The sequence below is a fragment of the Roseburia rectibacter genome (assembly GCF_014287515.2).
GTDB lineage: Bacteria > Bacillota > Clostridia > Lachnospirales > Lachnospiraceae > Roseburia > Roseburia rectibacter.
This window is the reverse complement of the sequence record NZ_CP092473.1, coordinates 3,070,361-3,089,633: the sequence shown is the minus strand read 5'-3', so window position 1 is coordinate 3,089,633 and position 19,273 is coordinate 3,070,361. Positions and strand designations below refer to the sequence as shown.

Annotated in this window: 17 protein-coding genes; 16 read left to right on the top strand and 1 reads right to left on the bottom strand. The window is 36.8% G+C overall.

The features are described from left to right. Positions 1–6 precede the first annotated feature (6 nt). The 6 genes from H8S51_RS14265 to H8S51_RS14240 all read left to right on the top strand — a co-directional run bounded on the left by H8S51_RS14265 (position 7) and on the right by H8S51_RS14240 (position 5,057). Positions 7–1,296, top strand: a complete 1,290-nt coding sequence (locus tag H8S51_RS14265; protein ID WP_186899623.1) for a sensor histidine kinase — start codon at positions 7–9, stop codon at positions 1,294–1,296. Positions 1,297–1,762: 466 nt separating this feature from the next. After that, positions 1,763–2,041 (top strand): hypothetical protein, encoded by a 279-nt coding sequence (locus H8S51_RS14260; RefSeq protein WP_241070739.1) that lies wholly within the window; start codon positions 1,763–1,765, stop codon positions 2,039–2,041. Beyond that, positions 2,042–2,209: a sigma factor-like helix-turn-helix DNA-binding protein gene (locus H8S51_RS14255; protein ID WP_241070738.1), complete on the top strand. Its 168-nt coding sequence runs from the start codon at positions 2,042–2,044 to the stop codon at positions 2,207–2,209. It abuts the gene before it with no gap. A gap of 212 nt (positions 2,210–2,421) precedes the next feature. Continuing rightward, positions 2,422–3,360: a tyrosine-type recombinase/integrase gene (locus H8S51_RS14250; RefSeq protein WP_186899624.1), complete on the top strand. Its 939-nt coding sequence runs from the start codon at positions 2,422–2,424 to the stop codon at positions 3,358–3,360. A 146-nt stretch (positions 3,361–3,506) separates the two neighbouring features. After that, positions 3,507–4,568 (top strand): D-alanine--D-alanine ligase family protein, encoded by a 1,062-nt coding sequence (locus tag H8S51_RS14245; protein WP_055194824.1) that lies wholly within the window; start codon positions 3,507–3,509, stop codon positions 4,566–4,568. An 18-nt stretch (positions 4,569–4,586) separates the two neighbouring features. Then, complete coding sequence (locus H8S51_RS14240) at positions 4,587–5,057, top strand: hypothetical protein (RefSeq protein ID WP_186899625.1); 471 nt, start codon at positions 4,587–4,589, stop codon at positions 5,055–5,057. 4 nt (positions 5,058–5,061) lie between these two features. Here H8S51_RS14240 and H8S51_RS14235 read toward each other — a convergent pair whose 3' ends face one another. Beyond that, positions 5,062–7,545, bottom strand: a complete 2,484-nt coding sequence (locus H8S51_RS14235; RefSeq protein WP_118772532.1) for a hypothetical protein — start codon at positions 7,543–7,545, stop codon at positions 5,062–5,064. A 516-nt stretch (positions 7,546–8,061) separates the two neighbouring features. Here H8S51_RS14235 and H8S51_RS14230 point away from each other — a divergent pair. From H8S51_RS14230 to H8S51_RS14185, 10 genes are all read left to right on the top strand, one after another. Then, complete coding sequence (locus H8S51_RS14230) at positions 8,062–8,727, top strand: ATP-dependent DNA helicase (RefSeq protein ID WP_241070737.1); 666 nt, start codon at positions 8,062–8,064, stop codon at positions 8,725–8,727. Continuing rightward, positions 8,700–10,004 carry an ATP-dependent DNA helicase gene (locus H8S51_RS14225; RefSeq protein ID WP_241070736.1) on the top strand — a complete coding sequence of 435 codons (1,305 nt, stop codon included), beginning with the start codon at positions 8,700–8,702 and terminating at the stop codon, positions 10,002–10,004. The genes H8S51_RS14230 and H8S51_RS14225 overlap by 28 nt, the downstream gene beginning before the upstream one ends. Before the next feature lie 193 nt (positions 10,005–10,197). Continuing rightward, the gene (locus tag H8S51_RS14220; protein ID WP_118210479.1) at positions 10,198–10,443 is read left to right on the top strand and encodes a DUF6870 family protein; all 246 of its coding nucleotides are present in this window, start codon (positions 10,198–10,200) and stop codon (positions 10,441–10,443) included. 133 nt (positions 10,444–10,576) lie between these two features. Beyond that, complete coding sequence (locus H8S51_RS14215; RefSeq protein WP_186899627.1) at positions 10,577–12,238, top strand: recombinase family protein; 1,662 nt, start codon at positions 10,577–10,579, stop codon at positions 12,236–12,238. Beyond that, positions 12,238–13,971 (top strand): recombinase family protein, encoded by a 1,734-nt coding sequence (locus H8S51_RS14210; RefSeq protein WP_186899628.1) that lies wholly within the window; start codon positions 12,238–12,240, stop codon positions 13,969–13,971. Before H8S51_RS14215 ends, H8S51_RS14210 begins: the two co-directional genes overlap by 1 nt. Then, complete coding sequence (locus H8S51_RS14205; RefSeq protein WP_186899629.1) at positions 13,968–15,590, top strand: recombinase family protein; 1,623 nt, start codon at positions 13,968–13,970, stop codon at positions 15,588–15,590. The genes H8S51_RS14210 and H8S51_RS14205 overlap by 4 nt, the downstream gene beginning before the upstream one ends. A gap of 142 nt (positions 15,591–15,732) precedes the next feature. After that, positions 15,733–15,894 carry a hypothetical protein gene (locus H8S51_RS14200; RefSeq protein ID WP_158570882.1) on the top strand — a complete coding sequence of 54 codons (162 nt, stop codon included), beginning with the start codon at positions 15,733–15,735 and terminating at the stop codon, positions 15,892–15,894. Positions 15,895–15,920: 26 nt separating this feature from the next. Continuing rightward, the gene (locus H8S51_RS14195; RefSeq protein ID WP_241070735.1) at positions 15,921–16,223 is read left to right on the top strand and encodes a nucleotidyl transferase family protein; all 303 of its coding nucleotides are present in this window, start codon (positions 15,921–15,923) and stop codon (positions 16,221–16,223) included. Positions 16,224–16,389: 166 nt separating this feature from the next. Next, the gene (locus H8S51_RS14190) at positions 16,390–16,932 is read left to right on the top strand and encodes a polysaccharide deacetylase family protein (protein WP_241070734.1); all 543 of its coding nucleotides are present in this window, start codon (positions 16,390–16,392) and stop codon (positions 16,930–16,932) included. A gap of 160 nt (positions 16,933–17,092) precedes the next feature. Next, positions 17,093–19,273 carry a plasmid pRiA4b ORF-3 family protein gene (locus H8S51_RS14185; RefSeq protein WP_241070733.1) on the top strand — a complete coding sequence of 727 codons (2,181 nt, stop codon included), beginning with the start codon at positions 17,093–17,095 and terminating at the stop codon, positions 19,271–19,273.

The window sequence follows — 19,273 nt, the reverse complement described above, 5'->3', positions numbered from 1 at the left end:
AGGAAAATGACAATCGCATTAATATTGGTAGAAATATTTACAGTGATTATGCAGAGAAATGTATGTGAAAAAGCATTTGACCGAAAACCGGCAGGAACAGCGGTACAGGTCATGGTATGGGCAGCCTTTTATATTATTTCAAATGTGACTACATATTTTTTTGAATTGCCGTCATGGCTAAATATGGTAATTTTTTCAGTGTCCTTTTTTGGCGTTTTAACCTGGTTATATGAAGGTTCTATTAGAATCAAACTTGTGCTGGTTCTGTTTTTGTGTCTGATAGGAATGCTGTCAGAGGTGATGGTTTGCTTCATCGGAATTTTGTGCGGCATAGATATTATACATATGATGGGAAATACAGATGTCGCAATCATGTATACGATTTTATCAAAATTAGTCTGGTTTGTTGAAATCAAGATTGCGCTGCTGTTTTTGAAAAAGAATAAAAATATAGTAATCAGAAATATGGACTGGCTAGAGGTGTTTATTGTGCCGGTGAGCAGTATTTTTATTGTTATGGCGATGTTTGTACCATTGACAGATGAGTATGTATGGGCGAAATTGCTTGCATCCATATTGATATTGATTGTAAATCTTTTTACATTTTATAATTATAATGAATTACAGGAAAAAGCATTGTATCAGGCGGAAAGGCAGTTCTTGACGCAGCAGGTGGAAAATTATGCGGTTCAGCTTCAGGAAATGAGTAAAACATGGCAGCAGGCACGGGAGTACCGTCATGATATGAAGCAAAGGTATCTTTTGATTGAATCCTATTTAAATCGAAATGAATATGAAAAGATACGGGAACTATATCAGCAAAGTGTAGAGACTTTAACAGAAGAGGATAATCTTTCAAAGACAGGAAATGTAACTTTTGACACAATAGTCAATTACAAGGCGGCAGTTGCGCAGAAGAACCATATAAACGTAAAATTGGATACCATGATTCCGTATGATATGAAATTAGAGGACGTCGATTTATACAGTCTGTTGGGAAATCTGTTTGATAATGCGATTGAAGCAGCTAGTAAAGTAGACATAGAAGAGAGAGAGATAAAACTGCTGGCAAAAATGTCTGGAAATAATTTGTATTTGGAAATGGATAATCCCTATACTGGCAATCTGAGAAAACAGGGGCGGAATTATCTTACAACAAAAGGGGATAAGAATGAACATGGATTAGGGCTTAGAATTGTAGAAAATATTATCAACCGTCATAGCGGTCAAATGATTATAGATGATAAAGAGAATTATTTTAGAATAAAAGTGCTTCTTTATAATATTGGAAAATAGTATTAGAAATAAGAGCGACTGTCGTAATATGTGTGTTGCGGAACCCAGGTGTTGAAATCAAGCAGATTTTGGCACCTGTTTTTTTGCCTGAAAACAAAAAGTTACAAGTAACAATGAAGTTTTTTACAAAAATAGGGAGAAAAAAAAGAAAGCCATATACTTTGGGATATACGCAGTAACCTACAGAAGAAAAATGGAGGAAAATGCAGCATATCCCAGTAAACATGAGAAGACTGATAAAAAGTACTGCTCAAAAAGCGGTGTATGAGATATGGAAGAAACAAGTAAAAAGGCAAATGCCAAAATGCTTGTTAATTTCATCATACACTGCTTTTTTTGTTTGACATAAGAGTGGCTCGCGAAGCGTGTCACTCGTTGTTTTTCATGAAGTTCATGAAGTGTAATATCCGGGCGCTGCCCTTTTCGATTTTGAAAATTTACAAAATCGGAAAGGAGCAAGTCAAAGATGGCAGAAAGAGAAAAATATTATATCGGATTGAACGGACAAATCTTTGAAGTCAGTAAGGAACTTTACGAGACATATTACAAAGGGCAGCGCAAGGAGAAATACTTTACCCATGATCTGAAGCAGGAACATACAAAGGTGGATAAGGAAACCGGAGAGATGATTGTCATTCCCAGCAGGGAAGATTCTTATGAGCGGCTTCTGGAAGCAGAGAAGCAGTTTGCAGAGGAAACGGAGAAAGTAGAGGATGTGGCAGTTCGGGCGGTCATGCTGGAGTAATTGAACGAAGCCTTACGTACACTTACAGACGAGGAGACAGCTATCATTCATGCCCTGTTCTACCAGGAGATCAGTGAGGTGGAACTGGCGAAAAAATTAGGAATAGCCAGAACAACCTTACAGTCACGAAAATATAAGATTTTAGAGAAATTGAGAAAATTATTGTAAACTATTGCCTCTTCATTTATTGGCTAAGTAGATGAAGGGGCAATAATCAGTTATATAATAAATCAGCAGATTCTTGATGGTAATTCAATTATAAAGACAATTACCATGCTGAAAATATAAAGAATATGGCAACTAAAAATGTATGATTGCAGATATATATGCTAAATATTATTATATGTCTTATCTACAAAATAAACCAGGAGGTTTTTGCAATGCTTTTAAAAGAAGAAATCAATAAATATTTGAATTATTGTAAATTTCAAAAGGAACTTGATGATAAGACAATAAAGGCATATAAGGCGGATTTGGAACAGTTTATTACAGTAATAGGAGAAAATAATCCAGATAAAGAAATGCTGAATGCATATCTTGTATACCTTCACCGTATGTATAAGCAAAAAACAGTCAAGAGAAAAATTGCCAGCGTGAAGGCACTGTTTCATTATTTAGAGGAAGAAGAACTGATAGAGATAAATCCATTCCATAAAGTAAAGACAAAGTTTCGGGAGGAAGTGATTTTACCCAAAATTATTCCGAGAGATATTATAGAGCAGTTGCTGAATCATCTTTATAAGGAAAGAAGTATTAAAGAATATTCAGAGTGGCGTAAAAAAATCATTTTAAGAGATATCGCAGTAGTGGAGACGCTTTTTTCTACAGGGCTGCGCATCTCGGAATTGTGCCATTTGCAAAATAAATATGTAGACTTAAAAAACGGTGTGTTATGTATTCAGGGCAAGGGAGGAAAGGAGCGATATCTTCAAATAGGAAATAATGACGTACTGTCTATACTGAATGCCTACAAAAAGTACTTTGAAGATGAGATAAAGAAGCAGGGATATTTTTTTGTCAATCGTTATGGAAATGCGCTGTCTGAGCAATCAGCCAGGAGCATGATACATAAATATGCCGGTGAAATTCAGGCAGATATAAATATTACACCGCATATGTTCCGGCATTCCTTTGCGACCTATCTGATGGAGGAGGACGTGAATATCAGATACATACAAAAAATGCTGGGACATGCTTCGATTACCACAACGCAGATATATACATATGTAACGACTGAGAAGGAAAAAGAGATACTGCAGACAAGACATCCGAGAAATAAGATAAATATAGGAGAAAAATTCGATAATTTGGTATATTAAGATTGCTAAATATTGGGAAAGTTTGTATAATTAATATAGTAACGATAATTAGGAATTATCAGGTGAAAGAGGAGACGGAATAAAAAAACAGTAACATCCATAATTTTTTTATCTTTGTCTGTTGTGTCAATAAAAGGAGATCTTATATGGCAAAATACATTTCTGCGTTACAGCGGATCGAAGCTATGTTTCAATCCGCAATAGAAATTTCTAAGAAATATGAAATAATCATGGTTACCAGTAACGAAAATCATACTGATAATACGAATGATTATTCTGATAACTCAGTTAAGTCTGAGTTTTTTTCTGACCAAGAGCAAAATCTCATCCGTCAGACGCTAGAAAATATTGGATTTAAAGTGAAACAATTTTTTAATGAGGAAGATTTTATAAGTTTCATTTCGAACCCACGAGAAAATCTTTCAAAATATATTGTTTTAAATTCGGCTCAAAAAGGAACAAAAATTGGCAGGAAATCCTTAATTCCTTCCTTATGTGATTTATATAGTGTTAAGTATATTGGTTCTAATCCGTATATTGTTAGCTTGTGTAGAGATAAGTACCGCACTAGTTGTATTCTTAAACAACATGGAATAAGTACTCCACAAGCATGGCTATATGATGCTCGTTATGGATGGTTAAATGGATCACCAGAGAATTTCAAATATCCTTTAATTATTAAGCCTAATTATGAATCATCTAGTATCGGAATAGATGAGAATAATATAGGTTATTATGATTCACATTTTTTTAATAAAGTAAAAGAAATGAGTTCGTGTTACCGCCAAGAAATTTTGTTGGAAGAATTTATAGAAGGTTTTGAGGCGGAGACTCCTGTTATTAGTTGCAAGGATTCATTAGGATTTTTTCCAGTTGGAATCAATTTAGACTTTGAACCATATATGGGAGATAGAATTTTAAATTATAATAATCGCTCTATTGATAATTACACTTTTTTTGATTTTTCAGAAAAATTTCCAGAGTTGTCACATGAACTATTGAAGACTGCTTATAAAGTAATAAAGTTACTAAGTATAATAGGGTTTGGACGTGTGGATTTTCGCATTAAGTCAAATAAAATGTTTTATATTACGGATATTTCCACTAATCCGCATTACACACTCAAAAGCAGTTATCATTTTATTTTTGAACAATTGGGATTGGATTATAAATATTTGATTGCCTGCCTAATTGCATCATCATTTTAGAGATGAAAGGTGAGAAATATGATAACCACTATCTTAAAAAGAGAAACTTGCGCAGAATGTCTGATTTGTTGTCATTATACAGATGAAGATGTTTGGGATGCACCTGGATTTACAAAAAAGGAATTTGAGAAAAATTCGATAGATGGAAACTATCATTATTATTGTTCCAATAAACTGTTTTACTTAGAAATGGAAAAGAACAGTAAAAATGAATATGTGTGTCCACTTTTATCCGATAAAGGATGTAAATTAGGAGTAAATAAACCATTTAAGTGTGCAATTTGGCCACTCTACATAGTGAAAATTAATCATAAAATAGCTCTTGTTGTATCGGATGTTTGTCCTAATGTATATAGACTTAGTAACAAAGAAATTTTACATGGCATAAAATGTATTTTGCCAAGCATTCAAACTATGGCTCGGAATTATCCCGAATTAATAGAACAATATCGAGATAATTACCGATTTGTTACATATTTAGATAGTTAAAAAATTAAGATTCGCTCCAGAATTCAAGTTCGCCAAATAAATATATATGCCCATAGTATTTCCAGCAATCATCGTGTTTCATTTTTGAATTAACCATATCTGCATGATACCACGATATTGGACTTATTTTTTCATCTTGTTTTATAGAATCCATTATACATTTTACATGTGCCTCCAAATAATGTTCATCTTTGGCGGCACATTCTTTTTGTATATTCTCTAATAGTTCTATGCATTCTTTGTTTTCTTCTAAATATTGAAGAACTCTTAAATTGACCTCCACAAGATATTTGTAGTAAAATTCCAAATTCTCTATAAATTTTATCTTATTATAAAGTGTTTCAAGAATTTTTAACGATTCCACGAATTCACCGGAAAGTCCATAGAAAATAGCAAGGTTTACTTTAATGATAACGCCAGTCGAATCTTCCACATTGTATGTGTCAATAATTTGTTGAAATCTTTCCTTAGCTTCATCAACCGTTATTTTATGATTTAGGTAAAAAATTAAAATAGCATTATTAAGGGGCATCTCAAACCGTGGAAATTTTAAATACTTTATTTTCTGAGGTAATGAAATAAGTTCTGCTGCTTCGTTTGTTACCAAATTATATTTTCCAGACATCAATGAAGTTGCTAAATAATTGTTAAGTGACATATAATATTCGATTGGATTTAAAGGTAAACTTTCCTTTTCTTTTGGTGCAAAAAAAGACTTACTTTTGCTGGTCCCAATAAATGCCTGTTGAGGAGAATATAAACTTGATGCCTTTCTTCTCAATATATTTAATTTATACGATGCTTCAATGTCAAAGTTTATTCTTTTTCCGATACTTGTTTGCAATTTACTTTCATACTCTCTAGCTTTATCACAATCATTATTATGCACACAAGCAATTATGTATGCTGAAACAATTCTTTCCCATACTTCAATTTCATCGTTTATAACCGACATAACCAAAAAGGGTTCAATGCATTTAACTGCTCTTTCCCTTGACGCTGTGTCCAACCATTTGCTTAAGGTAATTGACATTAAATAATATTTTTCAGCAAGCAGTATAGAGGGTACTATATCTTCAATAGATTCTAATTCAAATAAGCAGTCATCATAGCGTTCGCTAAAAAATAAATTGTATGCCTTTTCCATGGATAAAACAAAATCTGACAGATAATATGGAAGTTCTAATTCCTTACGCAAGTCTTGAGAACATGAATTATTTATCCTTAATTGTTTAAAAAACTCTAATATATATACTAAATATGCTTTCTCATATTCACCAGCATCCTTTAAACTTTCTGCTCTTTCTTTATAATTGCCAGGATATAACATTTTTAAACAGTTAGCATATCCCGTATAGTATTTTACTTTGTTTACCTTCGTTTCATTTTTATATGCTTCACGGATAAGTTCATGAATAAAGGATGCCCCATTAGAAGCTCCATTTACAAGACAAAAACTTTGAGCTGTTTCAATCAGATTTCTAATATAGCTTTCATTTTTTTCCAGAACATTTTCCAGATCATGATAATAAAAAGAAGAACCAAATAAGGAAGCATATTTCAATGTTTCATTTACCATAACTCCTTTTTCACTGATTTTACTCAATCGCTCTATTAATAGATGTCCTAGATTTTTATCAGCAATAATTTTTCTAATAGTATTTTCTACCTCTGTTTTATCATTAAGCAATAAAACAATATCGGAAGAAAGCTGCAAATTTCCACCTGTAATAGAAAATAATGCCTCAACTAAATCATCATCCAATGTAATAGCTAACCCTAGCTGTTTTAAAATGACTTTGTAGTTATCCTTTTTCGATATATCTAATTCATATACCTGTTTGCCAGCTAGATTTATTAATCCATTCAGTTCTTCCTCGTAATTGGGATACGCAATGTTAATTGTCCCGATAAATTGTGAATTTTTTAGAAAAGCATATTCATTATTCTGCTGTTGAATAAGTGTATATAAAAGTCTTAGTGATTTTTTATCCCAATATTGAAGATCGTCTATCAAAAATATTATTTTTTTCTCTTTGCTGCAAAAATATTCAAGTGGAAATAAAATATCCAATTCTTCCTTATCGAAAATATAATTATAAAATTCTCTTTTCTTCTTATTAATAGTTGAGAGTTCTGTAATGCAGGATGATAGAAAATCATTTCCAAGTGGCAACCAACTTCCTAACTCCTTGGTCGTATTTTTTACTCCATCTTCTATAATTTTTTTTTGAACAATTGTCTTATCATTAAGATACATAGAATTGATAAACTTAAGAAATGGATAAAAATCTCTCGAACGTAAATAGTAATCGCCCTCTAACCTATATATAATAGTTGTATCTTTATTCTTTGATTCAATACAGCTTAATAAAAAGGATTTTCCAGTACCAGAAACTCCCTTTATCATACTCATTTTTTTCTCGGATACTATGTCATTTGATATATTTTCCAGAATCTTATCTTGATTACTTATATATCTATACATAAAAGTCTCCTCTTTCACCCGATAATTCCTAATTATCGTTACCATATTAAAATAAAATGAAAATTTTTTCGGCAGCCCCCTTTACCTAGCGGCGAATTAGGTGAAGGGGTTTTCTTTTGTTCAAAATAGTCCCCTTTTACTGCACTTTGACAACTTCATATCTGTGTATCAGGCACACATCCGACCGACCGTAGAGCCGGATAGCACAAGTCAGGGTACGCCATGCGGATTATTCCAAGCGAGAAATATCTGTGGCTTTACTGCCCGTGGTGGGGCAGGATGCGATGATACCGGTCGGAGATAATGATACTTCCACGCCAGTGGCCCGCATAAGTGACGGGAAAATGCACACCCACGTTTGAGAAAGAATGTGGGCGGCTTTTATGATGCCTGCTTACCGGCAGGATGGCTGATGCACCTTTTTATAAAGCAGTAGAAATCATGGGCTGGATGGAAGCTCATTTTTGTTAGTAAAAAGCCAAACCGATACCTTCCAGCCTATTCCTGTGCTGCTTTATGGCACTAAGAAATTTTAGGAGGCGTAACGATGGCAAAGAGTGCAGAAGAATTATTAATTTATTTGATGAGATTTTACCGAAACATGGAATGAATCTGAGGGTAAAGCAGAAAGAACTTTCTTTTGAAATGCTCCGGGCATTGCAGGAAAACAAACTGGCTTTATGTGAGGCGGAAGTGGGGACAGGAAAAACTCACGCATATATCCTTGCACTGACGGTACATAACATTTATTCAGATAAGAAGATTCCGGCAGTCATATCAACATCCACTATAGCCCTGCAGAAAGCATTGACAGAGGAATACATACCGCAGATATCCGGCATCCTTTTAGAGCACCATGTAATTGACAAACCATTATCTTTTGTGGTGCGGAAAGGAAAACGGCATTATGTCTGTGACTCCAGATTGAAGATATATGAGACATCCATAAAAAATTTGCAGAGAGAAGTGGATGCCAATCTGATACTGGAACTGGCAAGGCTTGGGGAGCAGGAATTTGACAGGATTGATTTGGATGATGCCGTGCTGACACCCTATGTAAAAGGCAGAATCAACGTGTTTTGCTGCAATAAGTCATGTCCTTATTCGCTTTTATGTAGATTTATGAATTTTAAGAAAATTCGGGATATGGGGCAATGGTGTTTGATGAGTCCCACAAGCTGATAGATGCCGCAAGACAGATGTACAGCATAGTCTGGGACGAGCAGGATGCGGAATTTATCGTGGGTTTGAGTAAAGTGAACAGAAGAACCACAGGCATGGATGAACTTACTGTATTGCGGAGTCAGCTTGCGGAATATAACAGACAGATATTTGACAGACTGGCGGGAGATTTAGCAGGAAACCACACCAGAGAGGGAAGCAGGATTGAAATAGTGATAGGTTCCATGGAAAAAATTTACATAAGGCACATGGCAAAGGCTTTAGAGCAGCTTCCCTTATCCTATCAGGAAAACAGCGGACAAAAAATGCGGATGCAGGGCCTGAAAAAGCGTTGTCAGGAGCTGACGGACAAGCTGACCGTATTTCTAAACAGCGGAAATTCAATCTGCTGGATGGAAAAGAGGGAGAACGGCAGGCTTGCCCTGTGTGCGGTTCTAATGGAACTGGAACAGGTTTTATTCCGTGACATCTGGAGCAGACCGATACCGGTTATTATTACGTCCGGCACAATGTCAGTCCGGGGGGATTTTGGGCACTTTAAGAGAATGACAGGGCTTTCCTTTGCAGCTTTATCAAGAATCATGGAAACCAGCAAGCCCTCACCCTTTGATTTTCAGAGTAACGGTCTGCTCTATATACCAGAGCGTATGCCGTTTCCGAATATCCGGGATGACAGATACATACAGGCGATCATGGAGGAAATAGTGCAGATAGTGTCTGCCACTCATGGGCATACCCTGATCCTTTTTACATCCTATTGGCTCATGGAGAGGGTGTTTTATGGTCTGAAGGAGCAGCTTTCTGATTATCCGCTGTTTCTCATGGGCAGAGGCAGACTGGATGTAATAAGTAGCTTCCGCAGGAGCGGAAACGGAGTGCTGTTTGCCAGTGACAGTGCCGGAGAGGAAATTGACCTTGCAGGGGATATCCTTTCCAGTCTGATCGTGGTAAAACTGCCGTTTCCCGTGCCGGATCCGATCATGGAATACCAGAGAAACCAGTATGAGGACTTTGATTTATACCGCAGGGACATCACCATCCCGGAAATGCTGATTAAACTCAGACAGTGGTTCGGGCGTGGCATCCGCAGGGAACAGGACACGGCGGTATTTTCTATCTTAGACAGCAGAGCATCCCTGCGTGGCAGATACCGGGCAGAAATTCTGAATACCCTGCCGACCATGCCGGTCACGGACAGGCTTATGGATGTGGAAGACTTTATTATAAGGAAGAAAACAGACAGTTATTTTATGGATAAAGACCGGGAAGAAGAATGAAAATCATAGGAATCGTAGTGAGTACTGTAACAGGTGCTCTGCTTCTTATGGCCTTAGCAGCTTGCATTGCGGTTGTCAGGGCTGGGGAATGTATGAGAGCGATAGAAGAAATGAAAAGATTATAGAGGAATATCGAACAAGCTGGCTGTCATATAGTGAGATAAGCCAGCTTGCTGCTTCGTGGAGAGAAAAAATGGAAGAATGGGAAAAACTGAAGTCGGTTGATATACGAACAGTTAATCGAGATGGACTCATAGATGTAACAAGAATCCCGGAAGATGATTCAGACGATGTGGATAAAGAAATGCAGATGAGAACTTTTTTAAGAAATGTTAAAAATCCGTATTGCTTTATGGTAGGAGATGTAATAGTAAAATCTTCTTTTACAGAAGGAGTCAGCCTGAAACAAAGATTACGGGAGTTGGCAGATGGAATATAGAATGAAAATTGCTATAAAGGTCTGGAAAAAGGAAAGTTCTATGCTAATATATGCATAGGACTAAATGAATAGAAACCACTTCTTATTTTTATAGCAGATTGTTCTGGCTAATATGAATAAGGAGTGTTTTTTTATGCTATCAAACAACTTATCTAAAACATATCTATGCGGAGGTTATCTGCGTTTATCCAAAGAGGATGGGGATTTTGCCGGGAGTGAAACGCTGCAAAGCAACAGTATTGAAAATCAAAAAGAATATATTGAAGATTATATACATAGTAAACCGGAAATAGAGATTGTTGACTTCTATATTGATGACGGTTATAGTGGCGTGAATTTTGACAGACCTGATTTTCAAAGAATGCTACAGGATATCAAAAACAAGAAGATAGATTGCGTCATTGTAAAAGACCTGTCACGACTAGGAAGAAACTATATTGAAGTCGGAAAGTATATTGAGAGACTTTTTCCTTTACTGGGTGTACGTTTTATCGCAATTAATGATAATTTTGACAGTGCTGATGATACAGCGGCATCCAATAATATCATTATTCCTTTTAAGAATTTAATCAATGATGCGTATTGCAGGGATATTTCAATTAAAATCAGAAGCCATTTAGAAGTAAAGAGGAAACGTGGAGAATTTATTGGTGCCTTTGCGGTCTACGGATATATGCGAGGGAAAGATAAAAATAAACTGATTGTTGATCCTTATGCAGCAGAAATTGTAAAAGAGATATTTGGTATGAAGATGGACGGAATGAGCCAGCAGGCGATTGCGGATGAATTGAATAGTCTAGGGATTCTTTCTCCGGCAGAATACAAGAAGGAGCAGGGGAGCGGGTATAAGACGGTGTTCCAGACACACAGTAAGGCGAAGTGGACCGCAATGGCAGTTATGCGTGTTTTGACAAATGAGATCTATGTGGGAACTCTGATACAGGGAAAGGAGAGTACCCCTAATTATAAAGTCAAAGTGCGGGAAAAGAAGCCACGGGAAGAATGGATCCGGATTGAAAATGCACATGAGGCAATCATAAGCAGAGCTGATTTTGAAATTATTTCAGATATTATACAGAAAGATACAAGGGTAACAGCAGGAAAAAGAGCGGTCTCCATATATTCCGGTTATCTGGTTTGTGCGGATTGTGGATGCAGTATGGTAAGAAAGAAGGCATATAGCGGTTCTTTTGAATATGTATATTATGTCTGCTCTGGAAATAAGAAGAACAAAGATACATGTAGCAGTCATAGAATCAGTGAAAATGCCTTAAATCTTGCCGTAACAAAAACATTGCAGCTTCATTTGAAGCATTTGGCTGATTTACAGGAGAGTATCCTGTACATACGGAAAAAATCTTGTAATTCAGACAAGATAAAAATGATGGTACTGCAATCCGAAAAAATAAAGGGAGATATTGAAAAGTATAATCGCTTAAAATTGGAATGTTATGAGGACTATAAAAATGAACTAATTACTCAGGACGAGTATCTGCTGTTTAAGAAGGAATTAGATAACAGAATAGAAGATACTAAGAAGGCTGCTACGGAATTGAGCAAGAAAAAAAGAATGCTATTAGATGGCAGATATGAAAAAGAAAGTTTCATGGAGAAATTTTTGACAAGCAAAGATATAGAGTTAAAGCGTTCCTTATTCGTTCGGTTTATCAGTCAGATATATGTGTATGAAGATCGTCGGATAGAGATTATCTTTCGCTATCAGGATGAAATCGAGCAATTAGCTGGACTGGTAGGTGAAATCAAGCAGGAAACGGCTGTTCGGGAGGTGATTTGATGGCACGAAAAGTCAGAAATCATCCGGTTCCGAGAGATAAGATGAGTGAGAACAAATTATCGGAACAGACCCCAAAAGTTAAAACACATGATTTTTCCGTTGCACTTTACATTCGGCTGTCTAAAGAAGATAGCGGAAAAAACAATCAAAATACAGTGGAAAATCAAAAGGCGCTTTTGGAAGATTTTGTAAAAGATAAGCCGGATATGAAAGTGGTTGATATTTATATCGACAATGGATTTAGTGGAACAAATTTTGAACGCCCTGCTTTTCAGAAAATGATGGAAGATGCGAAACGAGGTAAGATTAACTGCATTATCGTAAAAGATCTTTCTCGTTTTGGACGTAGTTACTTAGTAGCAGGAAATTATTTGGAAAAAATATTCCCTTTCTTAAACATTCGGTTCATTTCTGTTACAGACCACTTTGATACTTTTGCCGTAATTTCTTCTGAAGATGGCAGGGGAGTAGCGAATGGGATAGAAATTCCGCTGAAAAATATTATCAATGAGGTGTATGCAAAGGACATTTCCAGAAAAGTAGGCTCTGCTATAGAAATTCAGAAAAGAGAAGGAAGATATGGCGGTGGAGTTGCTCCATACGGTTATAAGAAATCAAGTACAGTTAAGGGTAAATATGAAGTGGATGAGGAAGCCGCCGAGGTGGTGCGTTATATCTTTAGACTGAGATCTGAGGGCTATGGATATTGCAGTATTGTAAAGATTTTGAACGAAAAAGGAATAAAGTCACCCAGTGCATACCGCTATGAAAAAGGGATTGTAAGGAACGAGAAGGGGAGTAATGTTCTTTGGAAAATCTATGCCATAGAGGATATGCTTCGTGATGAAGTGTACTTGGGAAACATGGTAAGAGGCAAGACACATTCAGCTATGCACAAGGGAGAAAAGAGACATTATGTTCCAAGGTCGGAATGGGTGATTGTTCCGGGAACCCATGAGCCTATTGTATCCAAAGAACTCTTTGAAGCAGTACAAGCGGTTAATGAAAAGAAAGCGCAGGAGTATAAAGATAATCTGGAAAAAGCAAAAGAAAATCCGAAACGTGACAATTTGTTTAAAGGCAAAATATTTTGTGGGGATTGTGGTATCACGATGGGAGGTGCTGTTGGTAATTACAATTCTATGAGCTACTATTGCCCCAATTACAGAGAAAATGGAGCAATGGGATGTGTTAAAAAGCATATCAGTGCAAGAAAACTGGAAAAAGCAGTATTAGAAGCGGTTCAGATACATCTGAAAATATTCTTAGAAGGCAGAGAAGAAATTCGGTCAAGAAATGACAGTGCTGAAATCGGAAAGAGGCGAATGGTGCTTGAAAGTGAGACAAGAGACTTAAGACAAAAAGAGGCACAGTATCAGCAGAAATTAAGCAGCACCTATCTTGACTATAAAGATAAATTACTTACGGTTCAGGAATATTTCATGTTGAAAAATAAATATCAAGCTGCACTTGCAGAACTTGAGGTGGCTCGTAAAGAGAAAGAACTGCTTTTGAATAAAATGCAGGAGACTTATGGAGAGGATCTGGAACTATCTCACGCCGCAGAACAGTATTTCGGGCAGATGGTGGTTACAAAAGATATGGTGGATGCCCTAATAGAACGAATAGAAGTATTTGAAAAAGGGCGTATTCATATTATATTTCGATTCGAGGATGAATATCGGATTTTACTGGAAAAGAGAGCTGATATGGAGCAGGAGGGAGCAAATTGAAAGAGAATTTTAATCTCTCTGATTTGAGTGTCCGCTGTAGCGGACAGACGGGAGCAAGGATGAAGAAATATATGGTTGCAAAATATATCCGGCTTTCCATGGAAGATTTAGATTTATGCAATTCTGAAGAAAAGGCAGAGAGTGTAAGTATCAGTAACCAGAGAAATTTCATAGATACCTTTATAGAGCAAGGAGAAGAATTTCAGGGAGCAGAAATCAAGGAATTTGTGGATGACGGATATTCCGGCACTAATTTTGACAGACCGGCGATAAAGGAGCTGCTCCGGTCATGCAGGCAGGGAGAAATAGATTGCATTATCGTAAAGGATTTGTCACGTTTTGGACGAAATTATCTGGAAGTTGGAGATTATTTGGAACAGATTTTCCCGTTTTTGGGTGTTCGTTTTATCAGCATCAATGATGGGTTTGACAGTAAAAATTTTTTCGGACAGACGGGTGGAATGGATGTCGCTTTTAAGAATTTTATCTATGAGATGTATAGCAGAGATTTGTCTGAAAAGGTAAAAAGCGGAGTTACAACCTGCATGAAAAGGGGTGAATATTACGCAGGATGCATGGTGTATGGCTACCAAAAGTCATCAGATGGTAAAAGAATGGAAGTTGACGAGGGGGCAGCAGTTACTATACGGCGTATTTTTCAGGAGTTGGCAGATGGAAAAGATGCAAAAACTTTGGCAATCGAACTAAATGCAGAGGGAGTGCCGACCAGGCTGACTTATAAGCAGGCAAAGGGAGAGCAGCTTAACCGGCATTATAAAGCAGATATATGGAATCGTAACAAGATACATTCTATTATCCATAACCGGGTATATCAGGGAGATATGGTGTATCGAAAGGCGGTCCGTACCCAAATTGGCTGTAAACAGAAGGTAAGACAGCCGGAAGAAAAATGGCTTGTGATACCGGATCATCACGAGGCGATTGTCAGTCGGGAACTTTTCAAAAAGGCGAATGACAGTATCAGAAAAGGGAAAATAGCGGTTTATGACCGTTCTGCTGTCCGCCGAGGAATTGTCTTTTGCGGATGCTGTGGAAATCGGTTAGAACTGCGGAAAACAAAGATACCTTATTATCTGTGTAAACGCAGAAATTTGCTGGACAATGCAAAGTGCAATGAGATTCGTATGGAAAAAGAACAGATTGAGCAGACGATAAGGACTATTTGGCAGAAACATTGTAGATTGTTTGCGACAATCCCTGTTTCCGAGCTCTTTGAGAAGCAGCAGGAGAAGTTGAAACAGCAGGAAAATAGACTGAAACAGAGCTTAGAGCGTTTTCCTGCTGAAAAAATCAAGCTGTACGAACGGTTCCGTTCTGGTATGGTAAAGCAGGATGTATTCTTAAAAGAAAAGGAACAGTTAAGCAGGCAGGAGGAAGTAGTACGGAGAGAAATAGAGAAAGTCTCTGAACAGATTGATATGCAGGAGGAAAGGAAAAAAAACTATCGATGTGTTGCAGATCTTGTGAAAAGGTCTGGAACGAGCGAAACATTGACAGAAGAGTTTATGAGGGAGATGGTGGAGAAAGTCATAGTATATGAAGATAAGCGGATAGAGATTGTCTGGAAGTATCGGGAGGAATTTGAAGAACTATTGTAAGATTAAAAAGAAGAAGTCTAAAGTGACAAAAGGGCTTCTTCTTTTTTCATCTAAAAATGCCATAGTTAATATTTTAGATGTCAATAGTAGGAAAATATTGTATAATATATTTATATTTTCTTGACGATGGAGGTATTAATCTATGGCGCAGATGACATATATCGAGAAAGATTACTTTGAGAGACTGTTTGACATGGAGAGGGGCTATGTATTAGACTTTACAAACTATACATATCAAAGGTTTGTTGCTGATACCATTAACATAGACGTTTATAAAAAGCTAAAGATTTGTGTGAGTATTTAATTGTGGGGGGTGGAACGGATGATTTTATGATTAGAAGAAAAAATAGAACGTCTATTTTGAGCTATGAACAGAGAGTGGAAATTGTAAAAGCAATACGCTATGTTGATGAAGTGGTTCCTGAAAATGATTTAGATAAAATAGCAGCCTATTACAAGTATGGTTTTGATGTTATGATTGCAGGAGAAGATCATCGTATGGAAAGTGTATATATAGATGCGGAAAGGGAATTAAAAAAAATGGGAGTGGCTGTAGTTTATATTGAGAGAAAAAAGCAGTGTTCTTCTACATACATCAGAAATAGAATTATTGAAATGTATAGTAAATTGTGATGAATTAGTAACAGAGGCAAGGTGTAAAACAAACTATAATTTTAGCATGAAGCAGCTAGGCATTTTAAATAAAAAGTATTATATACAAACAATGATTTATGAAATGCTCATGTTGTAGTTTGTCAACCCCAAAATCAAAATTTCTTCAAAAAAATTTGGTCCTTACTTGACATCAGCAGATGATGGACCAAATCCGGATTATACAGAAGAACTTCTTTCGGGGTTAAAAGAACGTGGTGTCAATGCCACGTTTTTTTTGCTGGGAAAAGAGGTTGAAAAATATCCTGATATCGTCAAAGATATTTCTGATTCCGGGCACTTGATCGGCACGCATTCTTACGAGCATGTCAATTTAAGCAATCTTTCCGATGCAGCGGCGATCGAGCAGGTGGATAAGACAAATGCCGCCATCCATGATATCACCGGAAAATATCCGGAGTACATAAGACCTCCGTATGGCTGCTGGAAATGTAATCTGGATTATGAGACAAAAATGATTGAGGTACTGTGGGACGTTGATCCGAAAGACTGGGCGACAGACAATTCCGGAGTGATCGCCAAAAGAGTGATCGATAAGGTAGAGGAGAATGATATCATTCTGCTGCATGATGCGTCAGAATCCTCGGTGAAAGCGGCATTTGCGATTGTTGATGAACTGAAAAAAGAGGGGTATACGTTTGTGACGGTGGAGGAGATTTTGATGGAGTGAGCGGGGAAATATTTGACGAACGAAAAAAAGTCTAATAAAATACGAAAAGGAAATGTTTGGAAAAATATGTGGGATTAAGCAAAAAACTCCAAAACATGCATGTCAAATGTTATAATTGTCACAGATATAAAATAGCAAACGAAAGCGAAGGTATCAAAAAATGTCAGGCATTGTTTTAAAAATCATGATCATGGATACTCACCCACCGGTATGGCGGAGAGTTGTAGTACCTGAAAAAATGTCTTTTGCAGATCTGCATTGTGTGATTCAGGAGATTTTCGGGTGGGAGGATATGCATCTGCATATTTTCGAAAGCCCCGGAAATAGTTTTGAAATTGTAAAAAGTAAAAAAGATGCAGTGAAAAGTATGTTCATGATCGAGAAAAAAACACCGGTGGGACCGGTTTTAGAGCATGAAAAATGGGTTCGTTATACCTATGATTTTGGCGATGACTGGCAGCACAAGGTGATATTTGAAAAAAAGATGCCGGAATATACAGCAGATCATGCCGCAATTTTGAAGGTAAAAGGAGACAATTTTATTGAAGATTTCTGTGGTGACTGGGATGAAGATATGCAGCCGGAAAAATACGATATGGAAGCAGTTAATCATAATCTTGAAAAAATGCATTTTAAGGAAACAGATATGCCGGACGATTATGAGCAGATGATGAAAGGTATCGAAGCCTTTAAAGAGAACAAAAAAGAATTTTATGAATATTTCAGGGAGCAGGCAGAAAAATTTTTGAAAAATCTGGACGATGCCGCGAAAAAACAGTCCGTCATACGAAAAGAAGTAACTGCATGGAAAGAATTCTGCAATAAAGAGGCGAAAGGAAATATCTGTAAAATGCCGCCTCATCGGACATGTAAGGAATTAATGCACAGGCTGAGTGAGCAGCAAACAAGGGATTACAGCAAGTATCTCCAGCTTTCATATGATTATGAAAAGGAAGATCCGGGTATATTAGCGGATGCCATCAATGAAGAACTGACAAAGCACCCGGAGTATTATCTTTATATTCTGACAGAAAATAATATACGGGAATTTGAGAAAATAAGCGGGTTTGTGGAAAATAAAAAATACACAGCAGACTATGATACAATTATGAAAGGTATCGTATTGGGACTTTTACATGTGCAGGTTCCGCCAAAAACAGAGGCAGCATATGTGTTTCCTGCTATTGATTTCAAAGAAAGGTTTGCTTTGATAACGTCATTAGACCGGAAAAGGTATCGGAAAGAGATTGATGATATTACCGGAAAAATAATGAAACTTCTGCTTACGTATATATTGTTAGAACTCAAGGATTTTCATGAAATTTTTGAAAATGTATGGAATATGAACCTTTCAGAGAGGGATTTCCTTCGGTATGTGTACTGGTATGGCAGTTTTGGAAAGCAGTTTCAGACTTTACGAAGAAGTGATACCGGGAAAAGTTATGCGGCACTTATAAATGTAGATAATGAACGCATTATTGAGGGACTGGAAAAGTTTGCCACAGATCTTCCTTATAAGAAGTTTTCACAAAAAGAAGTTCTTTCTGTCTCCACGAATATTGCTGATCTTGGACAATGCTGGCAGATTTTGGCACAGGAGCTTGATGAAACACTGGATATGTCACAGGATGATGTTTCGGATATGATAGAACTGATTTTTAATGAAACAGTCAGTGGATGCAGTGCAGATGAAATATTTGATACAATCTTACTGCATGAGGAACAGGCTGGAAAAACAGTTCTTTTATACGACCGGATGAATATCTGGCAGGTTGTACTTGAAGGTATCATGACACTTGGACTCCCAATGCTTCATGGATATTCCAGGATGGAGTATGAGAAAATCACCGGGAAAAATGCATTTGAAACAGACGTTTTTGCGGCAGATATAGAACGAGAGGAGATCACACAGGACACATCATTAAAAGATATGCCTGTAAAAATACAGGAAGAAATATACAGGGCTTTTTATGAAAACAGAGAGTCGGACAGACCAAAAGCATTAGAAAGGATCCGGAAGGGACTTTCCGTAGAAAATGCTGAATTAGATTGTCTTACGGCTTTGTCCTATATGGGTACTGGAAAATATAATAAAGCAAACACCATGTTTGCTGCAATTGCGGACCGGACAGAGGACGAGAGCGTAGAAGCACTGATCGATATGGTCGGAGAACAGGTAGCAGGAATCAGTGATTATTATATGAATCGGGTAGAAGAATGGGATCCGTTTGCCGGTATTGAAATGGATATGCCATATCAGCGGGAAGGTAAGAAAATAGGCCGGAATGATCCGTGCCCATGTGGAAGTGGGAAAAAATATAAAAAGTGCTGTGGAAAATAA